Source organism: Pseudomonas sp. NPDC087803 (assembly GCF_044742995.1).
Classification (GTDB): Bacteria; Pseudomonadota; Gammaproteobacteria; order Pseudomonadales; family Pseudomonadaceae; genus Aquipseudomonas.
Genome location: NZ_JBIUVO010000001.1, coordinates 194,413 through 220,670, shown reverse-complemented (window position 1 = coordinate 220,670; position 26,258 = coordinate 194,413). Strand labels below are relative to the sequence as shown.

At 57.3% G+C, this 26,258-nt stretch carries 26 protein-coding genes and 1 pseudogene; 12 read left to right on the top strand and 15 right to left on the bottom strand.

From position 1 onward, the window contains the following. Positions 1-4 precede the first annotated feature (4 nt). The gene (locus tag ACIOUG_RS00905; RefSeq protein WP_401061779.1) at positions 5-1,639 is read right to left on the bottom strand and encodes a methyl-accepting chemotaxis protein; all 1,635 of its coding nucleotides are present in this window, start codon (positions 1,637-1,639) and stop codon (positions 5-7) included. A gap of 301 nt (positions 1,640-1,940) precedes the next feature. Between ACIOUG_RS00905 and ACIOUG_RS00900 the strand changes: the two genes are divergently transcribed. Beyond that, entirely contained in the window at positions 1,941-2,771 is an 831-nt protein-coding gene (locus ACIOUG_RS00900; RefSeq protein ID WP_401061777.1) for an undecaprenyl-diphosphate phosphatase, read from the top strand. Next, complete coding sequence (locus ACIOUG_RS00895; protein ID WP_401061775.1) at positions 2,768-3,196, top strand: DUF1294 domain-containing protein; 429 nt, start codon at positions 2,768-2,770, stop codon at positions 3,194-3,196. The genes ACIOUG_RS00900 and ACIOUG_RS00895 overlap by 4 nt, the downstream gene beginning before the upstream one ends. Before the next feature lie 132 nt (positions 3,197-3,328). On the opposite strand, the gene ACIOUG_RS00890 is transcribed toward ACIOUG_RS00895, so the two are convergent. Both ACIOUG_RS00890 and ACIOUG_RS00885 read right to left on the bottom strand, forming a co-directional pair. Beyond that, positions 3,329-3,688: an MmcQ/YjbR family DNA-binding protein gene (locus tag ACIOUG_RS00890; protein WP_401061774.1), complete on the bottom strand. Its 360-nt coding sequence runs from the start codon at positions 3,686-3,688 to the stop codon at positions 3,329-3,331. Continuing rightward, complete coding sequence (locus ACIOUG_RS00885; RefSeq protein ID WP_401061772.1) at positions 3,685-4,593, bottom strand: LysR substrate-binding domain-containing protein; 909 nt, start codon at positions 4,591-4,593, stop codon at positions 3,685-3,687. The genes ACIOUG_RS00890 and ACIOUG_RS00885 overlap by 4 nt, the downstream gene beginning before the upstream one ends. 125 nt (positions 4,594-4,718) lie before the next feature. Here ACIOUG_RS00885 and ACIOUG_RS00880 point away from each other — a divergent pair, with 125 nt between their 5' ends. Continuing rightward, entirely contained in the window at positions 4,719-5,330 is a 612-nt protein-coding gene (locus ACIOUG_RS00880; protein ID WP_027612710.1) for an FMN-dependent NADH-azoreductase, read from the top strand. Positions 5,331-5,568: 238 nt separating this feature from the next. Then, a complete protein-coding gene (locus ACIOUG_RS00875; protein WP_003225347.1) occupies positions 5,569-6,606 on the top strand; it encodes a dienelactone hydrolase in 1,038 nt (345 codons plus the stop codon). 104 nt (positions 6,607-6,710) lie between these two features. Here ACIOUG_RS00875 and ACIOUG_RS00870 read toward each other — a convergent pair whose 3' ends face one another. Then, on the bottom strand, positions 6,711-7,898 hold the full coding sequence (locus tag ACIOUG_RS00870) for an MFS transporter (protein ID WP_401061770.1): 1,188 nt from the start codon (positions 7,896-7,898) through the stop codon (positions 6,711-6,713). Between the two features lie 278 nt (positions 7,899-8,176). Beyond that, on the bottom strand, positions 8,177-9,763 hold the full coding sequence (locus ACIOUG_RS00865) for an ABC-F family ATPase (RefSeq protein ID WP_080593251.1): 1,587 nt from the start codon (positions 9,761-9,763) through the stop codon (positions 8,177-8,179). Between the two features lie 390 nt (positions 9,764-10,153). Between ACIOUG_RS00865 and lpxO the strand changes: the two genes are divergently transcribed. Then, positions 10,154-11,053: a lipid A hydroxylase LpxO gene (gene lpxO, locus ACIOUG_RS00860; protein ID WP_401061768.1), complete on the top strand. Its 900-nt coding sequence runs from the start codon at positions 10,154-10,156 to the stop codon at positions 11,051-11,053. Positions 11,054-11,206: 153 nt separating this feature from the next. Here the strand turns inward: lpxO and ACIOUG_RS00855 are convergent, their stop codons facing one another. Beyond that, a complete protein-coding gene (locus ACIOUG_RS00855) occupies positions 11,207-12,079 on the bottom strand; it encodes a Ku protein (protein ID WP_401061766.1) in 873 nt (290 codons plus the stop codon). Between the two features lie 189 nt (positions 12,080-12,268). On the opposite strand from ACIOUG_RS00855, the gene ACIOUG_RS00850 reads away from it, so the two are divergent. Both ACIOUG_RS00850 and ACIOUG_RS00845 read left to right on the top strand, forming a co-directional pair. After that, complete coding sequence (locus ACIOUG_RS00850) at positions 12,269-12,610, top strand: hypothetical protein (protein ID WP_401061764.1); 342 nt, start codon at positions 12,269-12,271, stop codon at positions 12,608-12,610. A 52-nt stretch (positions 12,611-12,662) separates the two neighbouring features. Further along, positions 12,663-13,808 (top strand): PQQ-dependent sugar dehydrogenase, encoded by a 1,146-nt coding sequence (locus ACIOUG_RS00845; protein ID WP_401061762.1) that lies wholly within the window; start codon positions 12,663-12,665, stop codon positions 13,806-13,808. 147 nt (positions 13,809-13,955) lie between these two features. Here ACIOUG_RS00845 and ACIOUG_RS00840 read toward each other — a convergent pair whose 3' ends face one another. Then, positions 13,956-15,065: a GNAT family N-acetyltransferase/peptidase C39 family protein gene (locus ACIOUG_RS00840; protein ID WP_401061760.1), complete on the bottom strand. Its 1,110-nt coding sequence runs from the start codon at positions 15,063-15,065 to the stop codon at positions 13,956-13,958. A gap of 92 nt (positions 15,066-15,157) precedes the next feature. Here ACIOUG_RS00840 and ACIOUG_RS00835 point away from each other — a divergent pair, with 92 nt between their 5' ends. Next, the gene (locus ACIOUG_RS00835) at positions 15,158-16,732 is read left to right on the top strand and encodes a RimK family protein (RefSeq protein ID WP_401061758.1); all 1,575 of its coding nucleotides are present in this window, start codon (positions 15,158-15,160) and stop codon (positions 16,730-16,732) included. A 7-nt stretch (positions 16,733-16,739) separates the two neighbouring features. Then, a complete protein-coding gene (locus ACIOUG_RS00830; protein ID WP_401061757.1) occupies positions 16,740-17,663 on the top strand; it encodes a magnesium transporter CorA family protein in 924 nt (307 codons plus the stop codon). 146 nt (positions 17,664-17,809) lie between these two features. On the opposite strand, the gene ACIOUG_RS00825 is transcribed toward ACIOUG_RS00830, so the two are convergent. After that, positions 17,810-18,145 carry a DUF2834 domain-containing protein gene (locus ACIOUG_RS00825; protein WP_401061755.1) on the bottom strand — a complete coding sequence of 112 codons (336 nt, stop codon included), beginning with the start codon at positions 18,143-18,145 and terminating at the stop codon, positions 17,810-17,812. Between the two features lie 351 nt (positions 18,146-18,496). Between ACIOUG_RS00825 and ilvA the strand changes: the two are divergent. Beyond that, positions 18,497-19,492, top strand: a pseudogene (gene ilvA / locus ACIOUG_RS00820) (threonine ammonia-lyase, biosynthetic); the annotation flags it as partial. 30 nt (positions 19,493-19,522) lie between these two features. Here the strand turns inward: ilvA and ACIOUG_RS00815 are convergent. Continuing rightward, positions 19,523-19,828: an NIPSNAP family protein gene (locus ACIOUG_RS00815; RefSeq protein ID WP_401061753.1), complete on the bottom strand. Its 306-nt coding sequence runs from the start codon at positions 19,826-19,828 to the stop codon at positions 19,523-19,525. Positions 19,829-19,849: 21 nt separating this feature from the next. Beyond that, positions 19,850-20,335, bottom strand: a complete 486-nt coding sequence (gene eco / locus ACIOUG_RS00810; RefSeq protein WP_401061752.1) for a serine protease inhibitor ecotin — start codon at positions 20,333-20,335, stop codon at positions 19,850-19,852. A gap of 370 nt (positions 20,336-20,705) precedes the next feature. On the opposite strand from eco, the gene ACIOUG_RS00805 reads away from it, so the two are divergent. Beyond that, positions 20,706-20,975: a DUF1652 domain-containing protein gene (locus tag ACIOUG_RS00805; protein WP_401061750.1), complete on the top strand. Its 270-nt coding sequence runs from the start codon at positions 20,706-20,708 to the stop codon at positions 20,973-20,975. On the opposite strand, the gene ACIOUG_RS00800 is transcribed toward ACIOUG_RS00805, so the two are convergent. Both ACIOUG_RS00800 and ACIOUG_RS00795 read right to left on the bottom strand, forming a co-directional pair. Then, positions 20,972-21,370: a hypothetical protein gene (locus tag ACIOUG_RS00800; RefSeq protein WP_401061748.1), complete on the bottom strand. Its 399-nt coding sequence runs from the start codon at positions 21,368-21,370 to the stop codon at positions 20,972-20,974. The two genes, ACIOUG_RS00805 and ACIOUG_RS00800, sit on opposite strands and share 4 nt — an antisense overlap. A gap of 90 nt (positions 21,371-21,460) precedes the next feature. Then, positions 21,461-21,730, bottom strand: a complete 270-nt coding sequence (locus ACIOUG_RS00795) for a DUF2790 domain-containing protein (protein ID WP_401061747.1) — start codon at positions 21,728-21,730, stop codon at positions 21,461-21,463. Positions 21,731-22,220: 490 nt separating this feature from the next. On the opposite strand from ACIOUG_RS00795, the gene ACIOUG_RS00790 reads away from it, so the two are divergent. Then, on the top strand, positions 22,221-22,517 hold the full coding sequence (locus ACIOUG_RS00790; protein WP_047597132.1) for a hypothetical protein: 297 nt from the start codon (positions 22,221-22,223) through the stop codon (positions 22,515-22,517). Positions 22,518-22,848: 331 nt separating this feature from the next. Here ACIOUG_RS00790 and ACIOUG_RS00785 read toward each other — a convergent pair whose 3' ends face one another. The 3 genes from ACIOUG_RS00785 to ACIOUG_RS00775 all read right to left on the bottom strand — a co-directional run bounded on the left by ACIOUG_RS00785 (position 22,849) and on the right by ACIOUG_RS00775 (position 26,246). Further along, on the bottom strand, positions 22,849-23,838 hold the full coding sequence (locus ACIOUG_RS00785; RefSeq protein ID WP_226499254.1) for a tetratricopeptide repeat protein: 990 nt from the start codon (positions 23,836-23,838) through the stop codon (positions 22,849-22,851). 2 nt (positions 23,839-23,840) lie between these two features. After that, complete coding sequence (locus ACIOUG_RS00780) at positions 23,841-24,980, bottom strand: hypothetical protein (protein ID WP_401061744.1); 1,140 nt, start codon at positions 24,978-24,980, stop codon at positions 23,841-23,843. 288 nt (positions 24,981-25,268) lie between these two features. Further along, positions 25,269-26,246 carry a tetratricopeptide repeat protein gene (locus tag ACIOUG_RS00775; protein WP_401061743.1) on the bottom strand — a complete coding sequence of 326 codons (978 nt, stop codon included), beginning with the start codon at positions 26,244-26,246 and terminating at the stop codon, positions 25,269-25,271. Positions 26,247-26,258: the final 12 nt, after the last annotated feature.

Genomic DNA, 26,258 nt, shown 5'->3' with positions numbered 1-26,258 from the left:
GGGGTCAGACGCGGAACTGGCGCAGAAGCTGATTCAACTGTTCACTCAATTGCCCCAGTTTCACACTCGCCGCACTCGACTGCTCCGCCGCCAACGCGGTGCTGTGGGACAGGCCCGCCGCCTGCGTGACGTTCTGATTGATGTCCTCGACCACATGCGCCTGTTGCAAGGTGGCGCTGGCAATCGAGGCGTTCAAGCCATTGAGATTGCGCAGTGCCTGGCCGATGGCATTGAGGCTGGCACCGGCGAGGCCGGCTTGCTCAATGGTCAGTTGCGAGGCCTTGCTGCTGTCGCCAATGACCTTCACCGCCGCTTCGGAATGATTCTGCAGGCGCTCGATCATGGTCTGGATTTCCGCGGTCGACTTTTGCGTGCGCTGCGCCAGCAACCGAACTTCATCGGCCACCACCGCAAAGCCACGGCCCTGTTCACCGGCGCGGGCCGCTTCGATGGCCGCGTTGAGTGCCAGCAGGTTGGTCTGCTCGGCAATCGAACGGATCACCTCCAGCACGCTGCCGATCTGCGTGCTTTCCGCCGCCAAGGTGCGAATCACTTCGACCGCCTGATCAATGGTCCCGGACAACTTGTCGATCTGTTGCAGGCTGCCGTCGATGTTGATCTGGCCCTGCTGCGCCTGGGCTTCGGCGTCGCGCATTTCAGCGGCGGCATGTTCAGCGTTTTTCGCTACGTCCTGTACGCCGTAGGTGACCTCGTTGATGGCGGTCGCCACCAGTTCCATCTGTTGCGATTGCTGTTGGCTGCGTTGCTGGGCCTGGGTCGCATCGTTGCCCAGTTCGCTGGACGACTGGCCCAGCGCGCTGGCCGAAACCTGCAGGTCAGCGATGACCCGGCGCAACTTGGCGGTGAAGGCGTTGAAATGGTGCGCCAGTTGCGTGACTTCGTCCTGGCCGTGGGTATCGAGGCTGCGGGTCAGGTCGCTTTCGCCGCTGGCGATGTTGGCCATGGCATTCACGGTTTCCTGCAACGGACGCACGATGCTGCGCGCAATCAGGATCACCAGCAGGGCCATGATCACGGCGATCACCAGGCCGATCACCGAAGCCTTGATCACCTGACCCTGGAATTCGTTCTGCACATCGTCGATGTAAACCCCGGAACCGAGTACCCAGCCCCACGGCTCGAACAGTTTGACGTAGGAGGTTTTCGCCACCGGCTCGCTGGCGCCGGGTTTCGGCCAGCGGTAATCGACCATGCCCGCGCCCTGGCTTTTGGCGATCGCGACCATTTCGTTGAACACCGCGAAACCGTCCGGGTCACGGATCGCCGAGAGGTTCTGGCCTTCGAGCTTGGGGTTGGTCGGGTGCATGACCATCACGGGGGTGAGGTCGTTGATCCAGAAGTAATCGCTCTGGTCGTAGCGCAGGCCGCGAATGGCGGTCAGCGCCTGTTTCTGTGCGGCGTCGCGGGTGAGGGTGCCGGCGGTTTCCAGGTCATGGTAGTAGGTCAGCAGGCCGCTGGCGGTCTGCACCACATGCTGGGTTTTCTGCGCCTTGGCGTGATACAGGTCATCGTGGATCTGCTTGAGCATCAACACGCCCAAGGTCAACAACATGACCACGGCCACAATCAAAATGAGCCACAAGCGTCGGCTGATCGACACACTGCGCAAGCTGTTCATAACGCTGTCACTCCGATTTCTTTTTCTTGTAATAAATCAACGCCAGCATCCAACCACGTTTGGGTGATCGGGCATACGCGACCCAAGTCGTATAACGCCGCAGCACTATTAAAGCTTGTCTGTTAGGATTTCGGCCCCGCGCGAGAAAACCTGAATCCAAGTTGATATTTCACGGAATTTTGACCGTTTCGTGTGGATGCTGTGCGCGCGGAATCGGTACAGCAACAGACAGCTACGCTGATCGCAGTGAACGAAAAATATTATCGGGGCATGCCGCCGTGCATCGCTCTTTGGGGGACTGATGGATCTTTGGACCGCCTTGCAGGCACTGATTCTAGGAGTTGTAGAAGGGCTGACGGAGTTTTTGCCCATTTCCAGTACCGGACACCAGATCATTGTTGCCGACTTGCTCGACTTCGGCGGCGAACGGGCCATGGCGTTCAACATCATTATTCAGCTTGGTGCGATCCTCGCGGTGGTCTGGGAGTTTCGCCGCAAGATTCTCGACGTGGTGATTGGCTTGCCAACCCAGCCGAGTGCGCGGCGTTTTACTGCCAACCTGCTGATCGCGTTTCTGCCGGCGGTGGTGTTGGGGGTGATTTTTGCCGACCTGATTCACCAATACCTGTTCAATCCGATCACCGTCGCGACCGCGCTGGTGGTGGGCGGTGTGATCATGTTGTGGGCCGAACGCCGCCAGCATGAAGTGCACGCCGAAACCGTGGACCAGATCACCTGGAAGGACGCGCTGAAAGTCGGTTTCGCCCAATGTCTGGCGATGATTCCCGGCACTTCGCGTTCCGGCTCGACGATCATCGGCGGCCTGCTGTTCGGCCTGTCGCGCAAGACCGCGACCGAGTTCTCGTTCTTCCTGGCCATGCCGACCATGGTCGGTGCGGCGGTGTACTCCGGCTACAAGTATCGCCACCTGTTCGTGCCGGCGGATTTCCCGGTGTTCGCCATCGGTTTCATCACCGCGTTCGTCTTCGCAATGATTGCCGTGCGCGGTCTGCTCAAGTTCATCGCCAACCACAGCTACGCGGCGTTCGCCTGGTACCGGATCGTCTTCGGCCTGGTGATTCTGGCGACCTGGCAGTTCGGCTGGGTGGACTGGTCGGCGGCCAAACCATGAGTGATTCGCGCACGCGCCGCCCGCAGGGGCGCCCGCCCAGTGGCGGCATTCAGCATCTGAAACTGAAACTGGTGGTGCTGCTGATCGTCTGCGCACTGCCACTGTTCGGTTCGCTGTCGATGTTGCTGCACGGGATCTCGCGGGTGCCGCTGATCGCTTATGGCGTGGTCAGCGTGCTGGCGTTTTTCATGTACTGGGCAGACAAGCGCAAGGCCCGCGCCGATGCGTGGCGCACCCCGGAAAACATCCTGCATGCGCTGGAACTGGCCGGCGGCTGGCCCGGCGCGCTGATTGCCCAACAGGTGTTCCGGCACAAGACGCGCAAGGCGTCGTTTCAGATTCTATTCTGGGTGATCGTGGCGCTGCATCAGGTGTTCTGGATCGACCAGTTGTTTCTCGGTTCAAACCTGCTTTCACTGTTCTAAATCACCACAAGAAACCCTGTGGGAGCGGGCTTGCTCCGGGCGGCGTTCCGACGAATGCGGTGTGTCAGACAACATATTCGTCCATTGGCACAGCGCATTCGCGAGCAAGCCCGCTCCCACCAAAGTCAAAAGCTAAAGCAACAATCCAACCTGGGTTTTTTTGGGCAACTTGCCCACCACCAATTGATGCGACCGCTGCAGCAAGCCCTGCAGTTCCTCGGCGCCCAGCGGGTAGGGCGGATGCATGATGATCCACTGCGCCCGCGCCAGATAAGGTGCCGGGTGAATGCCAGGGCGGTCGCAATGGCCGAGAAACAGGTCCTTGTCGACCTTGAACGCCAATGAGTCTCCACGTAGCCCTTGCAAGGCGAACATCTTGTTGCCGGCAATCGAAAACACCCGCACGCCGCCCCACTTGTAATCCTCGCGCGCGCCCGGCAAGGCCAGGCAGAAGGCGGCGACCTGCGCTTCGTTCATCTTTCCCTGTTTCATAACAACCGCTCCCCGCACGCATTGAACGAATCGACCAGGTGATCGATCCACGCCCGCACCGCCGGCATCACCCCGCGCCGATGCGGATACACCGCTTGCAGCCAGCCGCCGGGCAACGACCATTCAGGCAACAGTTGCACCAGCGCGCCGCTCACCAGGTCGCCCTCGCAATACATCATCGGCAGCAGGGTAAACCCCTGGCCGGCCAGCACACAGGCCTTGCGCACGATGAAGTCATCAATGCCCAGCCGCGCTTCCATGTTCAGTTCGACGCTGTTGCCCTGTTGATCGAGCAAACGCAAGTGCACCATGCGATCGGCTTCCAGCGCGCCGAGCACCGGCAGGTTCTTCAGGTCCTGCGGGTGGGCGATGGTTTTGCCCTCGACAAAAGCCGGGCTGGCCACCACGACCATTTGCGCCTGACGCAGACGCCGGGTCACCAGCAACGGATCTTCATCGCCGAGTTCGCGCACCCGTAACGCAACGTCGAAACCTTCGGCAACCAGATCGACGCGACGATTGATCAGCACCACTTCCAGTTGTACCTGAGGAAATTTGCCGAGGAATTCGCTGATCACCCACGGCAACATTTCCCGCGCCAGACCGGTTGGACAAGACACGCGCAAGCGGCCGCGTGGCTCGCTGGACATGCTGGCAACGGCTTCGTCGGCCATTTCCGCTTCCAGCAACATGGCCTGACAGTGACGCAAGTAGCGCTCACCGACCGCAGTCAGGTTCAGCTGGCGGGTGGTGCGTTGCAGCAGGCGGGCGCCGAGGCGTTCTTCGAGTTCGGCAATACGCCGCGACAACCGCGACTTGGGAATGCCCAGCAATCGGCCAGCCGCCGCGAAGCCCCCAGCCTCGACCACTTTGGCGAAATAGTAGAGGTCGTTGAGATCCTGCATGAAAAGTCCACCGTTCTATCAGTGGGACGAACTATCGCATTGTCGGCGGCTAATCAGCTATTGGTTTCTTCCGTAGGATTGTCTCCATTCCGTCGCCGCCGGCGATTCTTTACAGGAGATTCCACATGAAACTGCTGCACATCGATTCGAGCATTCTGGGCGACAACTCCGCTTCCCGTCAGCTGAGCAGCCAGGTCGTCAAAGCCTGGCAAGCCGCCGAGCCAACCGCCGTGGTGACCTACCGCGACCTGGCCGCCGACGCCATCAGCCACTTCTCGTCGACCACCCTGGTGGCTGCCGGTACCACTGCTGAACTGCGCGACGCTGCACAACAGCACGAAGCCGAGCTGAGCGCTTCGACCCTGGCCGAATTCATCGCCGCTGACGCCATCGTCATCGCCGCGCCGATGTACAACTTCACCGTTCCGACCCAGCTCAAGGCGTGGATCGACCGCGTCGCCGTGGCCGGCCAGACTTTCCGCTACACCGAAGCCGGCCCTGAAGGTCTGTGCGGTGGCAAGAAAGTGGTGATCGTCTCCACCTCCGGCGGCATCCATGCCGGTCAGGCGAGCGGCATCGCTCACGAAGAATATCTGAAACTGGTCCTGGGCTTCCTCGGCATCACCGACATCGAAATCGTCCGTGCCGAAGGTCTGGCCTACGGTGATGAAGTGCGCAACAACGCGATGAGCGCTGCTCAGGCGAAGATCAGCGAGCAACTGTTCGCCGCTGCGTAAGCATTGCGTAAAGAGCAGCTGCCGTTCAGGTAGCCTCTGAAAAAACTCTGTATTCTGGTTCTGCAAGGGCCAGATGCGGATTTTTTTGTTTCTGACTGTTGCATAATCTGGCCCGGGTTATGCAGTCAAACGATCAACGTCTGAGTGCAACGCCGCGCCGGATCACCGAACCACCGGGTTTCGGGCGTGTCGGAACACAAAGGATCTTTCGATTGAGTAACACAGGGTGGGCCATCCCATGATGCGTCTTTGTGCAGCGTTACTGATTTGCCTGCTCGGCAGCCTCGGTTCAGTGCATGCCGCGCCCGGGCGACACCCTGTCTGGAGCGTCGGTTATCACGAGATGACGTTCCTCGATCCGCTGGATCTGCAACCGATGCGTGCCATCGCCTTCTATCCCTCCAGCGACCGCGAACACACCAGCCTGCTTGAGGGCTACACCGTCGAGGCCGGCGCCGACACCAAGGTGGCCATCGGCCGCTTTCCGATGCTGATGCTGTCCCACGGCAATACCGGCACGCCTATCGCGCTGCATGACCTCGCCACCTCGCTGGCGCGCAAGGGCTTTGTGGTGGTCGCGGTGATTCATCCCGGTGACAACTCCAAGGACCACAGCCGGCTCGGCACCCTGAGCAATCTGTACGGGCGGCCGATCCAGATTTCCGAAGCGATCACCGCCACCCTCGGCGATCCGATGCTCTCGCCGTTCGTCAACGCCGATCAGGTCGGAGTCATTGGCTACTCGGCGGGGGGCGAGACCGCATTGATCCTCTCCGGCGCGCAGCCGGATCTGGATCGCCTGCGCCGTTACTGCCAGGAACGCCCGGACGACCGTGATGCCTGCAATACCCAGGGCGAACTGATCGTCGACCGCGATGACTTGCAGCCAGTGGCCGATCCGCGCGTGCATGCGTTGCTACTGATGGCGCCGCTGAGCCTGAAATTCGGCCGCCACACTCTGGCAGACGTGCATGTGCCGGTGCTGCTGTACAGCGGTGATGGCGACAAACTGGTGGCCTTCGATAAAAACGCTGCTGCACTGGCGCGAAAACTGCCGACCGCGCCGGATTTCAAATTGCTCGCCGGGGCAGGGCACTTCGTGTTCATGGCACCGTGCAATGAAGAGCAGATCCGCGCTATGCCGGCGCTGTGCACCGACGCTGACGGCGTTGATCGCGAAGACATCCACCGCAACCTGATCTCCGAGGCCGGGCAGTTCTTCTCGCGAACCCTCGGCAAGCCGAGCCGGGCGGGGATGCAGACCGCGGATCAATAAAGATCAAAAGATCGCAGCCTCCGGCAACTCCTACAATTGAATGCAATCCCCTGTAGGAGCTGCCGAAGGCTGCGATCTTTTGCTTTTGGCAACATTCTGGTCTTTCAGCTCATCGCCCGGCGCTTGAGCAGCAAGGTCAACCCCAGCCCGATCACCGACAACAGCGCCGCACTGAAAAATATCCACGCATACCCCAGATTCAACGCCACCGCGCCCATCAGCGGCCCGGCAATCGCCAGCGCCAGATCGAAGAACACCGCATAAGCCCCCAACCCCGAGCCACGGCTGGAACTGGGTACCTGCTTGATCGCCTCGACCCCCAGCGCCGGATACACCAGCGACAAGCCAAACCCGGCCAGCCCCGCGCCAATCAAGGCGAACGCGGTGGACGGCGCCAGCCACAACAGCACCAGGCCGACGGTTTCGATGCTCATGCAGGCAATGGCCGAGTTGAAGCCGCCAAAACGACTGATCGCCGAGATAAACAGCAGCCGCGACAGAATGAAACACACGCCAAAAACCGTCAGGCAATACGCGGCACCGCTCCAGCCACGGTTGAGGTAATAAAGGGTGATGAAGGTGGTCAGCGTGCCGTAACCGATCGACGCCAGACTCAAACTGGCCCCATACGGTGCAATCCGCCCGAACACCGCCCAAAAAGGCAGCCGTTCGCCACGCACCACCGGCACCGAAGGTTTATTGCGGATCAGCACCAGAGCGCCCGCGGCCAATATCGACAGGGCGATCCCCAGGCTGGCAAAGCCGTAGTCGGCAACCATCACCACGCCCAGTGGCGCACCGATCGCAATCGCGCCATAGGAGGCAATGCCGTTCCAGCCGATCGACCTTGCCGTGTGTTCGACCCCGACCTGGCCCATGCACCAACTGATGGTGCCGACTCCGATCAAGCCCTGTGCCACGCCGAGCAGCAGGCGCCCGATGATCAGAATGATCAGACTCGGCAACGGAAAATCCTGCAACAGCGTCGAAAACAGCGTCAGCAGCCCGCTGAGCACAATCCCTGACAAGCCATAAACAATCGCCCGTTTGGTACCCAGCGTATCCGACATGCGCCCGGCCATCGGCCGACTGAGCAAAGTGGCCAGATACTGCGAGCCGATCACCAGCCCGGCGACGATCGCACTGAACCCCAGTTGTTCATGCACATAACCGGGCAACACCGCGATCGGCAGGCCGATGCACAGGAAGGCGACAAAGGTGTAGAACACGATGGAGACGATCTGCAGAGTGATCGCCATTGAGCTTTGCGGAGGCTGTTGCTGCGCAGACATTTGGACTCGTTCGCGGGCGGCGGTGGGAGAGTCGGCATCATGGCTTGGCGCTGAAATAAAAGGAAGCAGGCTAACTAATTTTCCTGGAGTCGATGGTGTTTTTGAGGGCCTCTTCGCGAGCAAGCTCGCTCCCACATTTGAAATGCGTTTCCTGTGGGAGCGAGCGTGCTCGCGAAGGGCTTCGCAGCACAAAATCACTATCCCTGGAAATGCAAAAAGCCCTGTCACATGGACAGGGCCTTAGCGTGAAGCTAGCAACTTAAAACTCGCAGCTGCTCTTAGAACACCACACCCTGACTACGCAGGTAGTCATCATAGGTGCCGCTGAAGTCGGTCACGCCATTCGGGCTCAGCTCGATGATGCGCGTGGCCAGGGACGATACGAACTCACGGTCGTGGCTGACGAAAATCAGCGTGCCCGGATAGTTTTCCAGCGCCAGGTTCAGCGCCTCGATCGATTCCATGTCCAAGTGGTTGGTCGGTTCGTCCATGATCAGCACGTTCGGCTTTTGCAGGATCAGCTTGCCGAACAGCATGCGACCTTGCTCACCACCGGAGATCACTTTGACCGACTTGAGGATTTCATCGTTGGAGAACAGCATGCGGCCCAAAGTACCGCGAATCATCTGCTCGCCCTGCGTCCACTGACCCATCCAGTCGAACAGCGTCACATCGTCTTCGAAGTCGTGCGCGTGGTCTTGAGCGTAGTAGCCCAGCTCCGCGGCGTCGGTCCACTTGACGCTACCGGCATCCGGGGTCAGTTCGTTGACCAAGGTGCGCAGCAGGGTGGTTTTGCCGATACCGTTCGGGCCGATGATCGCTACGCGCTCGCCCGCTTCAACCTGGAAGCTGAAGTCTTTGAACAGTGGCTTGCCGTCGAAACCTTTGGCCATTTTCTCGACCATGACGGCCTGACGGTGCAGCTTTTTGTTCTGCTCGAAACGGATGAACGGGCTGACGCGGCTGGAAGGCTTGACCTCGGCCAGCTGGATCTTGTCGATCGCCTTGGCGCGGGAGGTGGCCTGTTTGGCTTTCGAGGCGTTGGCCGAGAAGCGGCTGACGAACGATTGCAGCTCGGAAATCTGCGCTTTCTTCTTGGCGTTATCCGACAGCAGTTGCTCGCGGGACTGGGTCGCCACGGTCATGTATTCGTCGTAGTTGCCCGGGAACAGACGCAGCTCGCCGTAATCCAGGTCAGCCATGTGCGTGCACACGCTGTTCAGGAAGTGACGGTCGTGAGAGATGATGATCATCAGGCTGTTACGCTGGGTCAGGACGTTTTCCAGCCAGCGAATGGTGTTGATGTCCAGGTGGTTGGTCGGTTCGTCGAGCAACAGCACTTCCGGATCGGAGAACAGCGCCTGAGCCAGCAATACCCGCAGTTTCCAGCCTGGCGAGACTTCGCTCATCGGGCCGAAATGCTGTTCCAGTGGAATACCCAACCCCAGCAGCAGCTCACCGGCGCGGGATTCGGCGGTGTAACCGTCCATCTCGGCGAACTCGGTTTCCAGCTCGGCCACAGCCATGCCGTCTTCTTCCGACATTTCTGCCAGCGAGTAGATGCGGTCGCGCTCGGCCTTGACCTTCCACAGCTCTTCGTGACCCATGATCACGGTGTCGATCACGGTGAATTCTTCGTAGGCGAACTGATCCTGGCGCAATTTACCCAGGCGCACGTTCGGCTCAAGCATGACCTGACCGCCCGACGGATCGAGGTCGCCACCGAGGATTTTCATGAAGGTCGACTTGCCGCAACCGTTGGCGCCGATCAGGCCGTAGCGGTTGCCCGCGCCGAATTTGACCGAAACGTTTTCGAAGAGCGGCTTGGCGCCGAACTGCATCGTGATGTTAGCTGTAGAAATCAAAGGTTTTTCCTGCGAAGCATTCTGAGTAGCGAGGGTGCGGCTGGAGCGCTTGGCCCGAGTCAAAGTGCGCTGAAGCGGGACAGTCCCGTCATCAACCAAGGGGGGCGCGTAAAGTTTGGCGGCGATTGTACTGGTCTGGCTCTTTAAACGATAGGGCGAAGACGTCGCGTCCGCCGTTTGGCAGATTCAGCGGACAGTTTTTCACAGATCAGGTTCACCCTTGGTTACAAAGTATGGCTAAAATGCCAGCCAATTACCCAATAGCCACTAACGGCAAGGGCTCAAGGAAGTGCCACCGGGACAGTATTTGTATTCATGCCACTGCATCAGACCCTGGGCCACTGGCCGGCAGGCGCGCAGTTTGTTCACTTTTGACGTGTGACGATTTCCGTGAAACTCATCATTGCTGCTATTTATGTCATTTCGATTGCATACGTTCACCTTCGTGGCCGTGTGCGTCACAAACTGGGCCGTCAGTTGAGCGATCACTCGACGTTCCTGGCCCCGATCAACTGCTTCCTGTACCTGTTTTCGAAGAAGCCGAACAAGCCGTATCTCGATCCATCGGAATTTCCCGACCTGAGCCCGTTGCAGGCGCATTGGGAAGAAATTCGCCAGGAAGGCCAGAACCTGCTGCGCGCCGGTGAGATCAAGCGCTCGAATCAGTACGATGATGTCGGTTTCAACTCATTCTTCAAAAGTGGCTGGAAGCGTTTCTACCTGAAATGGTACGGCGAGAGCCATCCGTCGGCGATGAAACTGTGCCCGCGCACCACCGAACTGGTGCAGAGCATCGGTTCGATCAAGGCCGCGATGTTCGCCGAGCTGCCTCCGGGTTCGAAACTGGTTCGTCACCGTGACCCGTATGCCGGTTCGTACCGCTACCACCTGGGTCTCGACACGCCGAACGACGCGGGTTGCTATATCAATGTCGACGGTGAGAGCTACCACTGGCGCGACGGCGAAGCGGTGATGTTCGATGAGACCTACATCCACTACGCCGAAAACACCACCGACAAAAACCGCATCATCCTGTTCTGCGACATCGAGCGCCCGATGAAATATCGCTGGGCGGCGGCGTTCAACAGCTGGTTCAGCCGCACCGTGATGTCGGCAGCAGGTGCGCCCAACGATGCGGGCGACCGCACGGGTGGGATCAACCGCCTGTTTACCAGAATCTACAAAGTGCGCCTGCGCGGCAAAGAACTGAAGAAACGCAACCGCGCGCGTTACTACATGGAAAAGTGGGCGATCTTCGGCGGTTTGCTGGCGATCTTCATTTTGATCTGACCGCTTTATCATGCCTTTTTAAGCCATCGCCCGCAGGTTGGCTCCTGCAGTGGAATGTGAGTTCAGGAGGGAACGCATTCTGTAGGAGCCAGTCTGCTAGCGATGACTCTCTCAAAACCAACCTGTCAGCTTCCTGACAAGAACCGAATCTGATTACTCCCCCGAGGCCTTTTTGGTTTTTCTCGCCGGGGCTGCCTTACTTGCAGGCTTGTCCTTGGCCTTTGGTTTGGCCGGTGCTTTACCGCCCAGACTGCGTTTAAGCAACTCGGTCAAGTCGATCACATCCGCAGACTTGCGCTCCTCCTCGCCACCCACGGTCTCCACATCCTCGATCTTGCCTTCATGGGCCTTTTTCTCGACCAGGGCCATGATCTTGTCTTCAAACTCGTCCTTGTAATCCTCCGGACTCCAGTCGCCGCTCATGTCCTGCACCAGACGTTTGGCCATGTCCAACTCGCCCTTGGCCAGTTGCGGCTTGGTCACTTCACTGCCAAGTTCCAGTTCGTCGAGGCCGCGCACTTCCTGCGGCCAGCGCAGTTTGACCAGCACCAGCGCCGATTCCAGCGGCATCAGTGCCGCCAGATATTGCCGAGTGTGCAGGACGACGCGGGCGAGGGCGACCTTGTTGGTTTTGCTCAATGTTTCGCGCAGCAGGGCGTAGACCTTGCCACCGCGCTTGTCCGGGGCCAGGTAATAAGGCGTATCGATGTTCTGCAGCGGGATCTGCTCGGCATCGACGAAGGAAAAAATGTCGATGGTCTGGGTCGAGACCGGGTGCGCCGAGCGGATCTCTTCCTCGCTGAGCACCACGTAGCGCCCCTTTTCATAGGCCACACCTTTGACGATGTGCTCCTTGGTGACTTCCTTGCCGGTGACCTTGTTTACCCGTTTATAACCCACCGGATCCATGCTGCGACTGTCGAGCCAGTCGAAATCCACACCCTGCGAGGAGGTTGCCGATACCAGCGCGACGGGGATGTGTACCAGTCCGAAACTGATCGCGCCTTTCCAGATTGCCCGAGCCATGGTGAGTCCTCCGAGTGATGATCAGGTGACCTGCGGCGGGTGGCGAAAGTTTCCAGCGTTTGCGTGGCTCGCTGCGTTGCCGGTCAAGCCGTGTTACATCTTGTTTAAGGCGGGTGGGTTAACAAATCCGAACCCAGGGCGTAGCGTGGACTCGAAGGCTCTATCCCCTGAGCATCGAGAGGCCGCCCCATGAACCGAATACTGCCAGGCGTTATCGTTCTGCTCCTGGGGGCGGGGCTGGCGCATGCCGAAGGCACGGCTCCGTCCGCGCCGCTGTTGCTGGCACAAAGTCCCACCGGCACCAACAACAATCCCTACAACAGCCCGATCCGCCGAGCCAATCCCAACAGCATGCAAGGCACGCAGCCCAATGCACCGGTGATACGCGGACCGAACACGGTGCCGGTGCCCAGCTCACCCACCGTTGGTAATGGCGGTATCGGTAATGGCCAGCAACAACGCTCGGTTCCGAGTACGCCACCAAAATTCATTCCCAACCCACCGCCACGTGATGGAGACAGCAACCGTTGAACGGCAGGACTGAACGCCTGCCAGCCTTTCAAACGAACAAAAGGAATCGTGCATGTTGCGTAAAACCCTTCTAGCCACACTGTGCGCCGGCGCGCTGATCAGCGCTCCAGCTTTCGCCGCTGCCGCCAAAGAGCTGCAAAGCGAGCAGGGCACCCTCGAAGTCACCACGATCTCCCAAGGTCTCGAGCATCCCTGGGCCCTGGCGTTTCTACCGGATCGTCAGGGCATGCTGGTGACCGAGCGTCCAGGCAATCTGCGGGTGATCGGTGCCGATGGCAAGCGCTCTGAACCGATCAGTGGCGTGCCGAAAGTCTGGGCCAAGGGGCAGGGTGGATTGCTCGATGTGGTGCTGTCGCCCGACTTCAAACAGGACCGGCTGGTCTACCTGTCGTACGCCGAGGGTGGTGGTGCCGGGGACAAGGCCGGGACGGCCGTGGGGCGTGGGCGGCTGTCGGACGACTTGCGGACCCTGGAGAACTTCAAGGTGATCTTCCGTCAGGAGCCGAAGCTCTCGACCGGCAACCATTTCGGCTCACGGCTGGTGTTCGACCGCGACGGTTACCTGTTCATCACCTTGGGCGAAAACAACGATCGACCGACCGCGCAGGATCTCGACAAGCTGCAAGGCAAAGTCGTGCGGATCTTCCCCGATGGCAAGGTGCCGGATGACAACCCGTTCGTGGGCCAGTCCGGCGTGCGTCCGGAAATCTGGTCATATGGCCACCGCAACCCGCAGGGGGCGGCGCTCAATCCGTGGAACGGCACCCTCTGGGAGAACGAACACGGCCCGCGCGGCGGCGATGAAGTGAACCTCATCGAGCGTGGGAAGAACTACGGCTGGCCGATGGCGACCCACGGCATCAACTACTCGCTGCAACCGATCCCTGAAGCCAAGGGCAAGAGTGTCGAAGGCGGCGTGGATCCGCGCCATGTGTGGGAGAAGTCTCCCGGCGTTACCGGGATGGCGTTCTATGACGCTGATCGCTTCAAATCGTGGCAGCAGAACCTGTTCATTGGCGCGTTGGTCAGCCAGGAGCTTATCCGGTTGCAGTTCGATGGAGACAAAGTTGTGCACGAGGAGCGGCTACTGGGCGAACTTAAACAGCGGATTCGTGATGTGCGACAGGGGCCCGACGGGTATCTGTATGTGCTGACGGATGAGCAGGACGGTGCGCTCTACAAGATCGGCCTGAAGTAACTTCACTTCAAATTTTCACAGATCCCCTGTGGTGAGGGGATTTATCCCCGATGGCCTGCGCAGCAGGCCCTGAAAGTTCGGAGAGGGCCTGCGTCACGCGCAATCGGGGTGGTGCGACGTTTCGCCAAATCCTTTCACCACAAAGTTTCAATCGGCGGGTACATTCCGGGCATACAAAACCACCGCCGCGCGCAATTTCCCACGCCCAAACCGACTCATCTTTTCAAACTCCCCATGGCTCACCGGCACATGTTGGCAGTCCATCGGCTGGCGATGCTGGCTGTGATCGACATCCGGGTCGTGCAGGTACACAAAGTCTTCATCGCAGTCGGTCACTACCACCCAATGTGGTGACTTGGAGCGGGTCAGGCGGTAACTGCTGATCAGCACCAGAGGCTGGCCCCCAGCCTGCAACAGGCGCGGCAGATCCAGATTGGCGCCGATCTTCGGTTCTATGTCGGTGTCCTGCATTTGCGCGGTGAACTCCTCGTGCACCAGGCGCATGACGTCTTTTTTATGCGCATCGCGCACGCCGTCGAGAAACAGTGCCCCGGCCATACTCAACTGCAAACGTACCCGGAAACCCCGGCGCCAGGCCGCCAGCGCCAAGCCTTGGGGGCTGCAGCCACCATGGCCGGACGTCATGAACACCGTGGTTGCTTCACGCCATATCTGTAATTCCTCACGCCGCTCGAGTAGACGTGCAGGTTGCAACGCGCCCATGGCCATCAACAGACAGGCCGGGCCACAGGTGAACTCAGTGGTTTGCGGGTAGTAGGGCACCTTGATGCTGCGTGAATCACGGTGCTGAACAATGCGCTTTTCCAGACGCAGCGCGTCGGCATGGTCTTCGTAGTAATCGTGAATCAGCGCAAAGCGTCGGTAGCCGTTGCGCTCGTACAGTGCGATGGCGGTGGGGTTGTCGATGCGCACTTCAAGCCGCAAGTATGCGCAATCGTGCTCCACGGCGCAGGCCTCGATACGCTGCAGCAATTGCTTGCCCAGACCGCTGCCACGGGCTTCGGCGGCAATCGCAATGGAATACAGACGCGCCAGCGATGTGCCGCGATGAAACAGCACCAGTGCGTAGCCGAGCAATCGACCATCAAGTTCGGCGATCAGCAGCTGCGCATGGGCGCGGGTGATCATCCATTGAAAGCTGCGGCTGGTGAGCCGGTCGGTGGTGAAACATTGCATTTCCAGGGCCAGCAGCGCTGGCAGATCTTCAACTACCGCCAAACGAAAAACAGCATTCATATGACCACCGTAAAAGTTGCGTAACGAAACGGGACTTTCGAAAAACTTCGTGCTTAATAGAAATGGTCTTGTTCTCCAACGGATCAATCTCTATGTCAGCGGTACAGGGTCATTGGCGCGAAGTATCCGAGCAAAGTTTGCCGGCGGCAACTTTTTTAAATTCAGCCATCAGAACTTCCAGTCAAGTGTTGATTATCGTCGAGCGCAAGGAAGACTGGGCCTCGTACTTTCCCAGCGAGGACATCGTCACGGCTCAGGAATACCTCGAGCAAACCCGTGACAGCGAGCCCGGCAAACGGGTGCAGGTGATCAACCTGTGCCGCAGCTACAAGTACCTCGGGCACGGTTACTACTGCTCGCTGCTGGCTGAAGCCCGCGGCCACAAGGTGATTCCATCGGTGCGCACGATCAGCGAACTGACCAGGAAATCGCTTTACGGCCTGGCGCTGGACGACCTCGATAAAACCTTGGAAAAAGCCCTCAGTCATCATTTGTATAGCGATACCGAAGGTTTTACCCTGACACTTTACTTCGGCAAGACGCATATCGAGCCGTTGCAGGATCTGGCCCGACAATTGTTCGAAGTGTTTCCGTGTCCGATCCTGTTAGTTGAGTTTCGTCGAACTAACGGTTGGCACATCGAAGGCATAAAATCCGGTGCCTTGCACAAGTTACGCGACGATCAGGAAGATCAGTTCGCCAATGCGCTGGATGGCTTCAGCCGTAAAGTCTGGCGGGCGCCACGCTCGCCACAAGTGGCGCGTTACGACCTGGCGATCCTGCACGATCCACAGGAAGCCTTGCCGCCATCCAATGCCAAGGCACTGGAGAATTTCGTCCGGGTCGGCAAGCGCATGGGCATCGACGTCGAGCTGATCGAGCGCAAGGACTATGCGCGGATTGCCGAGTACGACGGCTTGTTGATTCGTGAGACCACCAGCGTCGACAACCACACCTATCGCTTCGCGAAAAAAGCCGAGAGCGAAGGCCTGGTGGTGATGGATGACCCGACGTCGATCCTGCGCTGCACCAACAAGGTCTATCTGACCGACCTGCTCAACAGCCACCAACTGGGCATGCCCGCTACGGAAATCCTCTACAAGGAGCGACCGGAAGACTTCGAACGGGTCGGCGAACGCCTCGGTTTTCCACTGGTGCTGAAGATTCCCGATGGTTGTTTTTCTCGCGGGGTGATCAAGGTTGAAAGCCAGCAGGCGCTGCTTGAGGCCACCGCTGAACTGTTCGAACACTCGGTGTTGCTGCTGGCTCAGGAGTTTTTCTACACCGAGTATGACTGGCGCATCGGCGTGCTCAACCGCAAACCGATCTTTGCCTGCCAGTACTTCATGTCCAAGGGCCACTGGCAAATCTACAACCACAAGGCCAAGGGTCAGGACATCAACGGCGAGTGCCGCACCCTGGCCGTTCACGAGGCGCCGCGAGCAGTGGTGGAACTGGCGGTCAAGACCGCCAACCTTATCGGCGATGGCCTCTACGGCGTGGACCTGAAACAGGCCGGCGACAAAGTGGTGGTGATCGAGGTCAACGATAACCCGAATCTCGACGCGGGCATTGAAGACGCCTACTTGCAGGACGATCTGTATTCATTGGTGCTGGAGGAGTTTGTGCGACGCCTGGAGCTCAAACGTCGCGGCCAGGCCTGGTGAAGCGCCGATGATCAGCAGTTTCGCATTGAGTCATGGCGCGCTGCAGCGGGTCGAGCGGCTGGACGCTGAGGTGATGCTGTTCAGCAATCCTGATGCTGCCGAGCGCGACTTGCTCCACAGTCACTACAAGGTCGACGAACATGCGCTGGCCTCGGCGCTGGACCCGGACGAAGTGTCGCGCATCGAGTTTCACCCCGATCACTTGTTCCTGATCTGGAAACGCCCGGAAAACTATTCCGGCGGTGGCAGCCTGGCGTTTGAAGTGTCGTCCTGCGGTCTGCTGTTTTCGCCCGGCCAACTGCTGGTGATCGCCACCGACGACACGCCGTTGCACGGCATCGGCACGCGCCAGCCACTCAATGCGCCGCTGGATGTGTTGCTCGATTTGCTGTTCAACAACATCCACCATTACCTCGGCCATCTGAAGGTGATCAAACTGGTCGCCCGTGAGCTGCAACAGAAGTTCAACGCCTCGATGCAGAACCAGCATCTGGTGCAGATGTTCAACCTCAGCGAAAGCCTGATCTATTACATCAACGCCCTGCACAGCAATGGCGCGGTGCTGACGCGGCTGCGCAATCACGCGGAAAAACAGCACTTCGGCAGCGAAGCGCTGGGGTTGATCGACGACCTGATCATCGAAAACAACCAGTGCTACAAACAGGCGGAAATCTACTCTACGGTGTTCTCGGGGCTGATCGATGCACGCGGTAATCTGATGAACAACAGCATGAACAATCTGCTGCGCAAACTGACGTTGATCAACGTAGTGTTTCTGCCGTTGAACCTGATCGCCAGTATTGGCGGGATGTCGGAGTTCAGCATGATGACGGCGGGCACGCCGTGGTGGATTTCCTACCCGGTGTTTCTGCTGGTGATGTTGTTGGGGGCGGGGGGGATGTTGTTCGGGTTGCGGCGGTTGGCCAAGTGATTTGTGGTGACTTGGCCGACGCCTTCGCGAGCAAGCCCGCTCCCACAGTGGATCGCGGGTTGGCACGGGATCTGTGCCTGACACAAACCCCTTGTGGGAGCGGGCTTGCTCGCGAAAGCGATCTCAGCAGCATTCGAAGCTCGGGATCAGCTCGCAGGGGCTGGCGCTGCCAGTTTCTTACGCTCCCGAACCCCACGCACCACCAGATACAACAACGGCCCGATCGACACAAACACCGCCGTCAACAACAGATACGGCACCACCGACCACACCGACATCCCCCGCGCCCGCGCATCCCTGACCATCCACACCCCGGCCAGCGTTGCCAGCAGATACAGATCAATCACCACCTGCGCCGTGTCCGGTCGCGACATCAGGCTGATGCCGAAGTCGATCAACGACTGTTCGGCCTGGAGCATCACCGACACGGTGTAGCCGGTAAACGCAATCAACGCAGTGAGGGGCAGGGCGACGGACATCATGTTTTCCTTCCTTGGGGTGATGAGCAGAATCGCCAGCCTACCTTGGCATCCGTAAATAAGCCATTGACTCGCCCGCCGCCGCCGGGCTAATTTCGGGCCCATGACTTCCACCGTATTGCGCTGCCAGCCAAGCATTATTACCGCCATTCCTCATTTGGCGGGCTAGCTCACGACTGAAGCACCCAACCCGCCCTAGAGGCGGGTTTTCATTTTCTGTCTCCAGGGTTTTAACAACGAAGGCTCCCTGTAGGTGCTGCCGAAGGCTGCGATCTTTTGACTTTGTTTTGCTCAAATCAACAGCAAGATCAAGAGATCGCAGCCTCCGGCAGCTCCTGCACAGAGCGCCCGGAGATGACGATGAAATACAGCCCCGACCAGCAAGCTCTGCTTGAGCAGTACGTGAAAAGGATCCTCGCCGCGCCGGTCTACGACATCGCCGTGCGTACGCCGTTGCAAGCGGCGCCGGCGTTGTCCGAGACGCTGGGCAACCGGATTTTGCTCAAGCGCGAAGACCTGCAACCGACGTTCTCCTTCAAGATCCGTGGTGCTTACAACAAACTGGTGCAATTGAGCGATGCGCAGAAAGCACGCGGCGTCATCACCGCATCAGCGGGCAATCATGCGCAGGGCGTGGCGCTGGCAGCGCGGGAGCTGGGGATCACCGCGACCATCGTCATGCCCTCGACCACGCCCGAACTCAAGGTGCTTGGGGTGCGAAGTCGCGGCGCCGAGGCGCTGCTGCACGGCGAGAGTTTTCCGTTTGCCCTGGCCCATGCGCTGCAATTGGCCGAGCAAACCGGGCGCACCTTTGTCTCGCCTTTCGATGACCCGGACGTGATTGCCGGCCAGGGCACGGTGGCCATGGAAATCCTGCGTCAGCATCAGGGGCCGCTGGATGCGATCTTCGTCCCAGTCGGCGGTGGCGGATTGATCGCCGGCATCGCGGCGTACGTCAAATACCTGCGGCCGGAGGTGCGGATCATCGGTGTCGAATCGGAGCATTCGGCCTGCCTGAAGGCGGCGCTGCAAGTGGATGATCGAGTGGTGCTGCCCAGTGTCGGTACATTCGCAGATGGCGTAGCGGTGGCGCAGATTGGCGCTTATGGTTTCGAAGTGTGCCGTTTTTGCGTGGACGAGGTGATCACCGTCAGCAATGACGAGCTTTGCGCCGCGATCAAGAATATCTACGACGATACCCGCTCGATCACCGAGCCTTCCGGCGCGCTGGCGGTAGCGGGCATCAAGCAATACGCGGCGCGCAACGCTGTTCGTGGGGAAACCTTCATCGCCATCGACTCGGGCGCGAACATCAACTTCGACAGCTTGCGGCACGTCGCCGAGCGCGCCGCCGTATGCAGCGTCCCGGCGTGACAGGGCTCAGGGCAGCAGCGGGCGCAGGAAACTGCGCTCGTAGCTGACGATGAATTTTTTCTGCACCAGTGATTCCACCAGCGCCGTGCTTTCCGGGTCGGTCAACGCGATGTGCCGGTAGCTTTCGTAATCGGCCAGCGATGGAAAGCTGAACAGGCAATAAGCAATGTTGCTCGCGCCCTCGGACGGCAGGAAGTAGCCGTGATGAGTGCCGCCCAACCGCTCGACGATGCCCAGCCAGGCCTTTGCGTAGGCCTCGAATTCGCTCAATTGGTACGGATCGATGACGTATCGCACATGGCAGGTAATCACGTTTGACGCTCCCTGTTCAGGTCATTCTGCAGTGGCGGTGCCGACCTTGTCCGACGCAGACCAGATGCGGTAGCGCACCTCGACGTCTTTGGGGGCGTAAATCACCAGTGGCAGCTTGCTGTTGTAGCGCAGCATGAAGCCGTCTCCGACGACGGGCACGAATGCGCGTTTCTTCTGGGTACCGGGCGGGCAGGCCATCAGCGTGCTCATTGGGCCGATGACTTTTTCCAGGCGGTAGAACGGGTAACCCCAGCCTTCGAGGTTTTTTTCGTCCAGAACACCGCCCAGGCGCTGGCGATTGCAGTCGACTTCCAGGGTTTTACCGGCGAGTACTTCAACCTGGAAATTCTCTTCCTGATCTTGCTTGGGCAGGTGAATGACTTGACGGGTAAAGCCGTTCTCCGCCTTGGGGTACGGCGCGACGTCTTCGAGTTTGGCCGCGTGGGCGAGGGTGGACAGGCCAGCAACGAGCAGACCGATTGTCGCGCGAGCGCGTAAAGAACCCATGAAAGCCTCCTGGCGGGTGTAGGGTGAAAGACGGGCATTCTCACTGCCATGCGTGATGAATGCAAACCGGCGTCGACTTGCAAATTGCAGTGCCCCGACAGGCAATTCTTGCATTTTGCAACTGGCCAAATACTGGCTCAGCCGCCAAGTGCTTGATTTCAAAAGGATCAAAATGATCCGATGAAAGGCACAGTTTATGCCTCTATCTGGTGCAGCGCACCGGGTCCGGGCGCCTACACTCCAAGAGGCATTTCGCCGTACAACCGTTTGCCGCACCAGGGAATCAGCGGGGACACACCCGTGCAGGGGCAGCAAAAGCGGTCAACGTGAAGAGTTGATTGGCAGTTTCATCAATAAGGAGAGGTTCACCATGTTTCTGTCTGCCTTGGAACTACGCAATATCATTGAAAGCAGTTTTCTGCCTAAACGCTGTCAGTGCACGCTGTCGCCAGACCTGTCGATGACCGTCAAGGTATTCGGCGACCACCAGACTGACCAGGTTGATCTGCACGTCAGCGGAATCGACGCCCGCCCCCTCAACGGCCCCCGCGAAATCAGCGAGCTGATTGCCGGCCTGCGTTCGGATCTGGCGCAACAAACCACGCCAACCCATTACAGTCCCCGCTCCAGAGCTGTTTAACGAACCGTTTCACCCAGTTCGATCGTCACGCGCCGGGCCTGCACAAAACCAAGGCCCAGCGCGAACTCGACCAGCACCGCGAGCAGAATCCCGGGGCCGGCATGGCCGTTGAGCCATTCGCCGAAACCCAGCACCGCCAAACCAAAACAACCGACGATAAATCCATTGCTCAGGGCATTGCGACCCAACGACGGTGGTGCGTTGCGCACCAGATAAAACATCACCCCCAACGCCGCAAACAGCACCGCACTGCGCCGCGCGACAAAACCGGCAGCACTCGAGTACTCGATACTCCAGATCGCCAGCAACACCTGTGGGAAAACGCCCCAGGCCAGCGCCAGCACAAAACACAACGAAGAAGTGATGATCGACAACGTGCGAAACGACAACTGCATGGCGAGTCCTTGCGGCAGTGAGGAAGGGTCCCGAGCATAACCCGCGAACCCTTCACCGCCTACCGCAAAGCCGCAAATCAGAGCCTTCTGTCAGTTCTGGAAGTTACAGGCGTCAGACATTTTCCGGTAGGTGATTTCCTCAGGCTTACCGGCGTTGTCGATGTACTTCATGTCGGCGGTGATGACTTTGCACTGCTGTGTCTGTGGCTCGGTCATGGAGATCACTTTGTTCACATGCAACGGCATGCCGTACTGATAGGGAACGGCTTTGGACGTAGCGGAGGTGTCATTGGCCTGAGCCAGCCCGGCGAATGCGCTGCAGGCGAGGGCGGAGGTGAGCAACAGCGTGCGAATGTTCATGAATCGGACTCCCGTGCGACGGAATGAGCGTTCGGCGCAACACGGCCGAACCTGCCGCACTCGGCGTCAGCCAGGGGCTGAAGTGTGCGGTTCAGTACAGTCTTGGACTGCGGCGTTAAGCGATGGTTAACCTGGCTGAACGCCGGCTGTCTGGCAGCGGGATGATTTCTCGGGGATGTGGTGCCGATTCCTACAAGAGGTGATGCCTTGTCTGCTTTCGGCGGTGGGAGCGGGGCGGTTATGGTTTGGCGTCGCTGCAAAATCAGCGATTCGGGTTTGGTCACCTGAGAAGAGTTCATTGCATATGTGCCTTCATTTGCACTACGGACACTCATGTTCGTAAAGTGCACTGCTGTGGCGGCTGTGTGCAGGACGCCTTCGGGCGAGCTGAGTTTGAACTGTTCTCGGTTGACCAAGCCTGTACACGGCCGCCTCCCACCGTTTGGTCACGGTGTTAGCGGTTACCCTCTAATACAGTTGAGTAATCAGTATGCCAATACTAAACCCGCTCCCAAACCGCTATCACCCGCTCAACAGCGGCGTCACCGACAGCGCGCCAATGGTCATCGACACCCAAGCCAACCCCCAAGACATCCTCGAGTCCGCCGTCCAGCGCATCCGCGCCTGCAGCGACCTGCTCGAAACCCTGCACTGCATGTGCTTCCGCCATGGCGATGTTCAGGACATTCCACACATTACCCATGCGCTATACCTTCTGGCGCAGGACGGCAATGATTTGCTGCAGGTGGCGCAGCAGCAGATGCTGGATTGGAAGGCGCCGGTTTGATGCCTTGAATGAGAACGGGAGTAGGATCGCGTTGGAGAACCTCACGCCATCTACTCCTCCCGTTTGTATGATTCTTGTGCCCTTGTATTCGAATAAAACAAGCTAACGGCTTAGTTTGTCAGGGAAGAAGGACAGGGGAGGGTGAATGGATATCCATTTTTTTGATTGCTCTTTAGCTTCTAATATTTGCGAAGGGGTCAACTTGGAAGCAATGACGGGAAGCTTGTATTTAACATTTTCCTGCATCCCCCCCGCCATCCTGCGACTGCGCACGTTTCGGTGAGCGCAGAAATAACTATCGCTAAGATCCGAAAATATACGCTCACTAAAATTAATATCCTAGCTTGTCAGGGTAGAACGAGAGAGGCGGGTGGTTGGCCTTCCACGTTTTTGCGAGGTCTTTCGCTATTTCTATTTGCGCTTTTGACATGTTTTTTTCTATATCGGGCAAGGTGTCATTGACGTCTCGTATTACATTGCCTCCGCCATTAAGTTCCAGCAGGTTTGACAGTAAAGCATGTGATTTTATCGGGTCGAAGACGAAGCCGTATTTTGAGTTCTCTTCGCCTATGTAGGATGCATATCCAAATACACCTTCTACGAAGCTCGACTCAGCTGCTTTTTCGTTCCAGCTTCTGAACGAGGCTAAATCTTTTTTTTCGATCATGATCGCGGCTAACCCCATCATCGCAGGTGGGTAACCATTTTCCGCAGAGGCCTTCATCCATCGTTCGATAGCTTGGTTGCGCCTGGAGGGTAGTAAAAATGAACCACTTCCTTCTTGGTATTTAGTCGCCAGACGGAACTGTGCAAATGCGAATCCGTTCTCTGCTGATTTTTCCAACCAGTCATCGTTCCCTGTCATTTCATATAACAGGTACATTGATTCGCTATCTCCCTGCGTTGATCGTTGAATTGCAAGGCTTTTAGCTTTGATTACCCAACTGCTAGGAGATTCTTCACCCGGTGGACAGTTTTTCATGGTTGAACACAAGTCGTCTTCAATTCTCCCGAGGCGAATCATAGAGTAGATATTCCCCTTTCTTGCGGAACTTTCATATGCTTTTTTAGCTTCCGGAGTCATGAAGCGGTTGTTTTTTCTTAATGCCTCACCCAGATAATAAAGTGCTTCATCATCACCGCCTTCGGCCGCTATTTTGAGTGGTTCGATTGCAGAAATAGCCTTGTATTGATTGTAAAGCTCTATACCTTTTTTCTTTGCCTCCTGTTGTTGTGAAGTAAGCTCCGCATTCGCGTTTACGCACATTAAAAGAAAAACTGCAAAAAAAGGTGTGCGGATTAAGTTTGACTTTGTTTTCAATTTTATATGCTCGCAGGGGGCAAGTATTTTACGGATGTGCTCGGTATGTAACTGTTTTCACCCATTACAATTTTACAAGCTCCATCAATGCGCTGGCCTAATATTTTTGAATTTTCCTTGTAGCGGGCTCTTGATTTATTTCCCCTTGGGTCGGTAAAACTGAGTACCGGATCACTCATGAAAGTATCGAGTAAATGACGGTTTTCACAATATTTTTGACCGATATCAACTGGTTCAATTCCAAACTTATTCATGCTTGCGCAGGCTAGTTCAAATTGTTTTTGAGCCTCTTCCAGTGCGTCCTTTTCTTTTGCGTTAGTGACTATGTGGTCAATAATTATCCCAATTGCTACCTGCTGAGTTAAATGTGCTTTGTCTTTTGGGTAGGTTTGCTTGCTGAAAGTTGGCGGCGTGTCACTTTCTTTTGTATTGGCGTTAATTGAGAAGTCTGCTGGGGTGGAGATAAGAGTCATTAAAATGGGGCCGAGTGCCGCCGGAGTGGCTTCCACAACCCATGCTTTTAGCTCTTCTGGATTTTGGTATTCAACAATGGCATGAGCAATTGGGCCGCCTTTTCCTCCGCTGGTCATTGCGTCATATAAGTCCATGACTAAATTCCAACCCATAAGATAGGACATTTCCACACTAAGTCCAGCTGCTCCTAATGCGTTCAGCGCGGATGCGAACTTTCCTGCTTCAGGTTCCATCCACTCTACCTTTCTGCCTTTCGCTTTGTGCAGCTCCTTGCGGTACAAGTTGATTAGGTCAACTACTGCCTCATAACCAACTTCGAATTTAAAGCTGCCGTTAGCACCAGGACCCAGCACTACCGCCGCTTTCAAGTTCAGAATAAAGCGCCCCTTATCCAGAGACACCTGCGCCGTTCCCTGGAATCCTGCGCCCAGCGCAACCCCCACAGACCCACTCAGCTTGGCAAGGGTTAGCCATGGATTGGCTTTTTTCGCGTCTTTATCGCTGCCGATACCCATTGTTGGAGCGGTGCGCAGGGCGACCATTTCTTTAGGTGGTGCCCAGTTCAGTGCGCCGGTGAGTTCGATGGCGGCTTGCAAACCTCCAAAAACATTGAAAGTCGCTTTCGCTCCGTTTTCGATCTGAACATTCGCGGCACGCGCGGTCAGCACTTGGTCTGTACTTTTGGTGCTGGCATCGGTGCCGGATCTGGACTTGTGTTGTCATGATTGTGTTTTAGTCATTTATTCTTTGGGTCGCTATATGTTGCTCGTCCGCCAGGAAGGTATGCCCGGCCATAATGCGTGAATCGTTGACATAATCCGTCTAGTCTCGCGCCAAGCTCCTCAACATGTTTTTTGTATCTGGCTCTAATTTGGTCGCTTGCTATTTTGCTGGGCCGGTTTCACTAAAGGTAAAAAGTGAAGCGACTAAGAGGTATGCTAGAACCTTCATCGAAACTACCGGCTTAATTTGTCTGGAAAAAACGAAAGTGGCGGATGGGATTTCTTCCATTGAATGGCAAAGTCTTCCGCTTCTTTTATTTGTTGGGAGGTCATTTTTTCTGCGATTTCCGGAAGAACTTCCTCGACGTAGACCTGCACGTTGCCCCCGCCATCAAGATCTTTTAAAAGCGAAGTGATAGCGTAACCCTTAACCAAGTCTAGTTCGAAGCCAAATCGTTCGGGAGCATGCGCTAAATAAGCACCGTAACTGCTCACGCCGCTTTTGTATCCTTTCTCGGCCGCTATTTTTATCCAATGTCGAGCAACTTTAAGATCACCTTCATTCTCATAAAGGTAAGCGGCATACTCCATCATGGCTCGAGGATTTCCTCCTTCTGCAGATGCTTTAAACCAGTTTCCCACTGCCTCCTTACGTTTCCAGGGAAGTAAGAAGCCCTCACCTTGCTTGTCACCAATTGCCATCCAGAATTGTGCATCTGGATTGCCGGAATTTGCAGACTTTTCTAACCAATCACGATTCAATGTAATTTCATACATTACGTACATGGCCTCCGCGTCACCTTTTTCTGCCAAAGATTCCGCAAGTGAACGTGCATTTTTTAGCCAGTCGACAGGAGGTTTACCGGAATCAGGGCAATTACTCATTACTTTGCAAAGATCGTTGCCACTCCGCCCTAGTTGTATCATTGCATAGTAGTTGCCTTGGCGGGCTGCAGCTTCGTACCACTTTTCTGCCTCCGGAGTCATATAACGGTTGGTTTGTCTAATTGCCTCTGCAAGATAATACTGAGATTCAGAGTCTCCAGCTTCTGAAGCAGTTTTTAGATAGGGCGTGGCTAAGTCGATTTTTAGTTGGTTATAAAGGACTAGGCCCTTGTTCTTTGCTAGAATCTGTTCCGGCTTCAACTCTGCATTTGCAGAGAGGGATACGATTGAGAGGAGAATGCTGAATAAAAATGTCGAAGTTTTCATGGTCTGACCTAA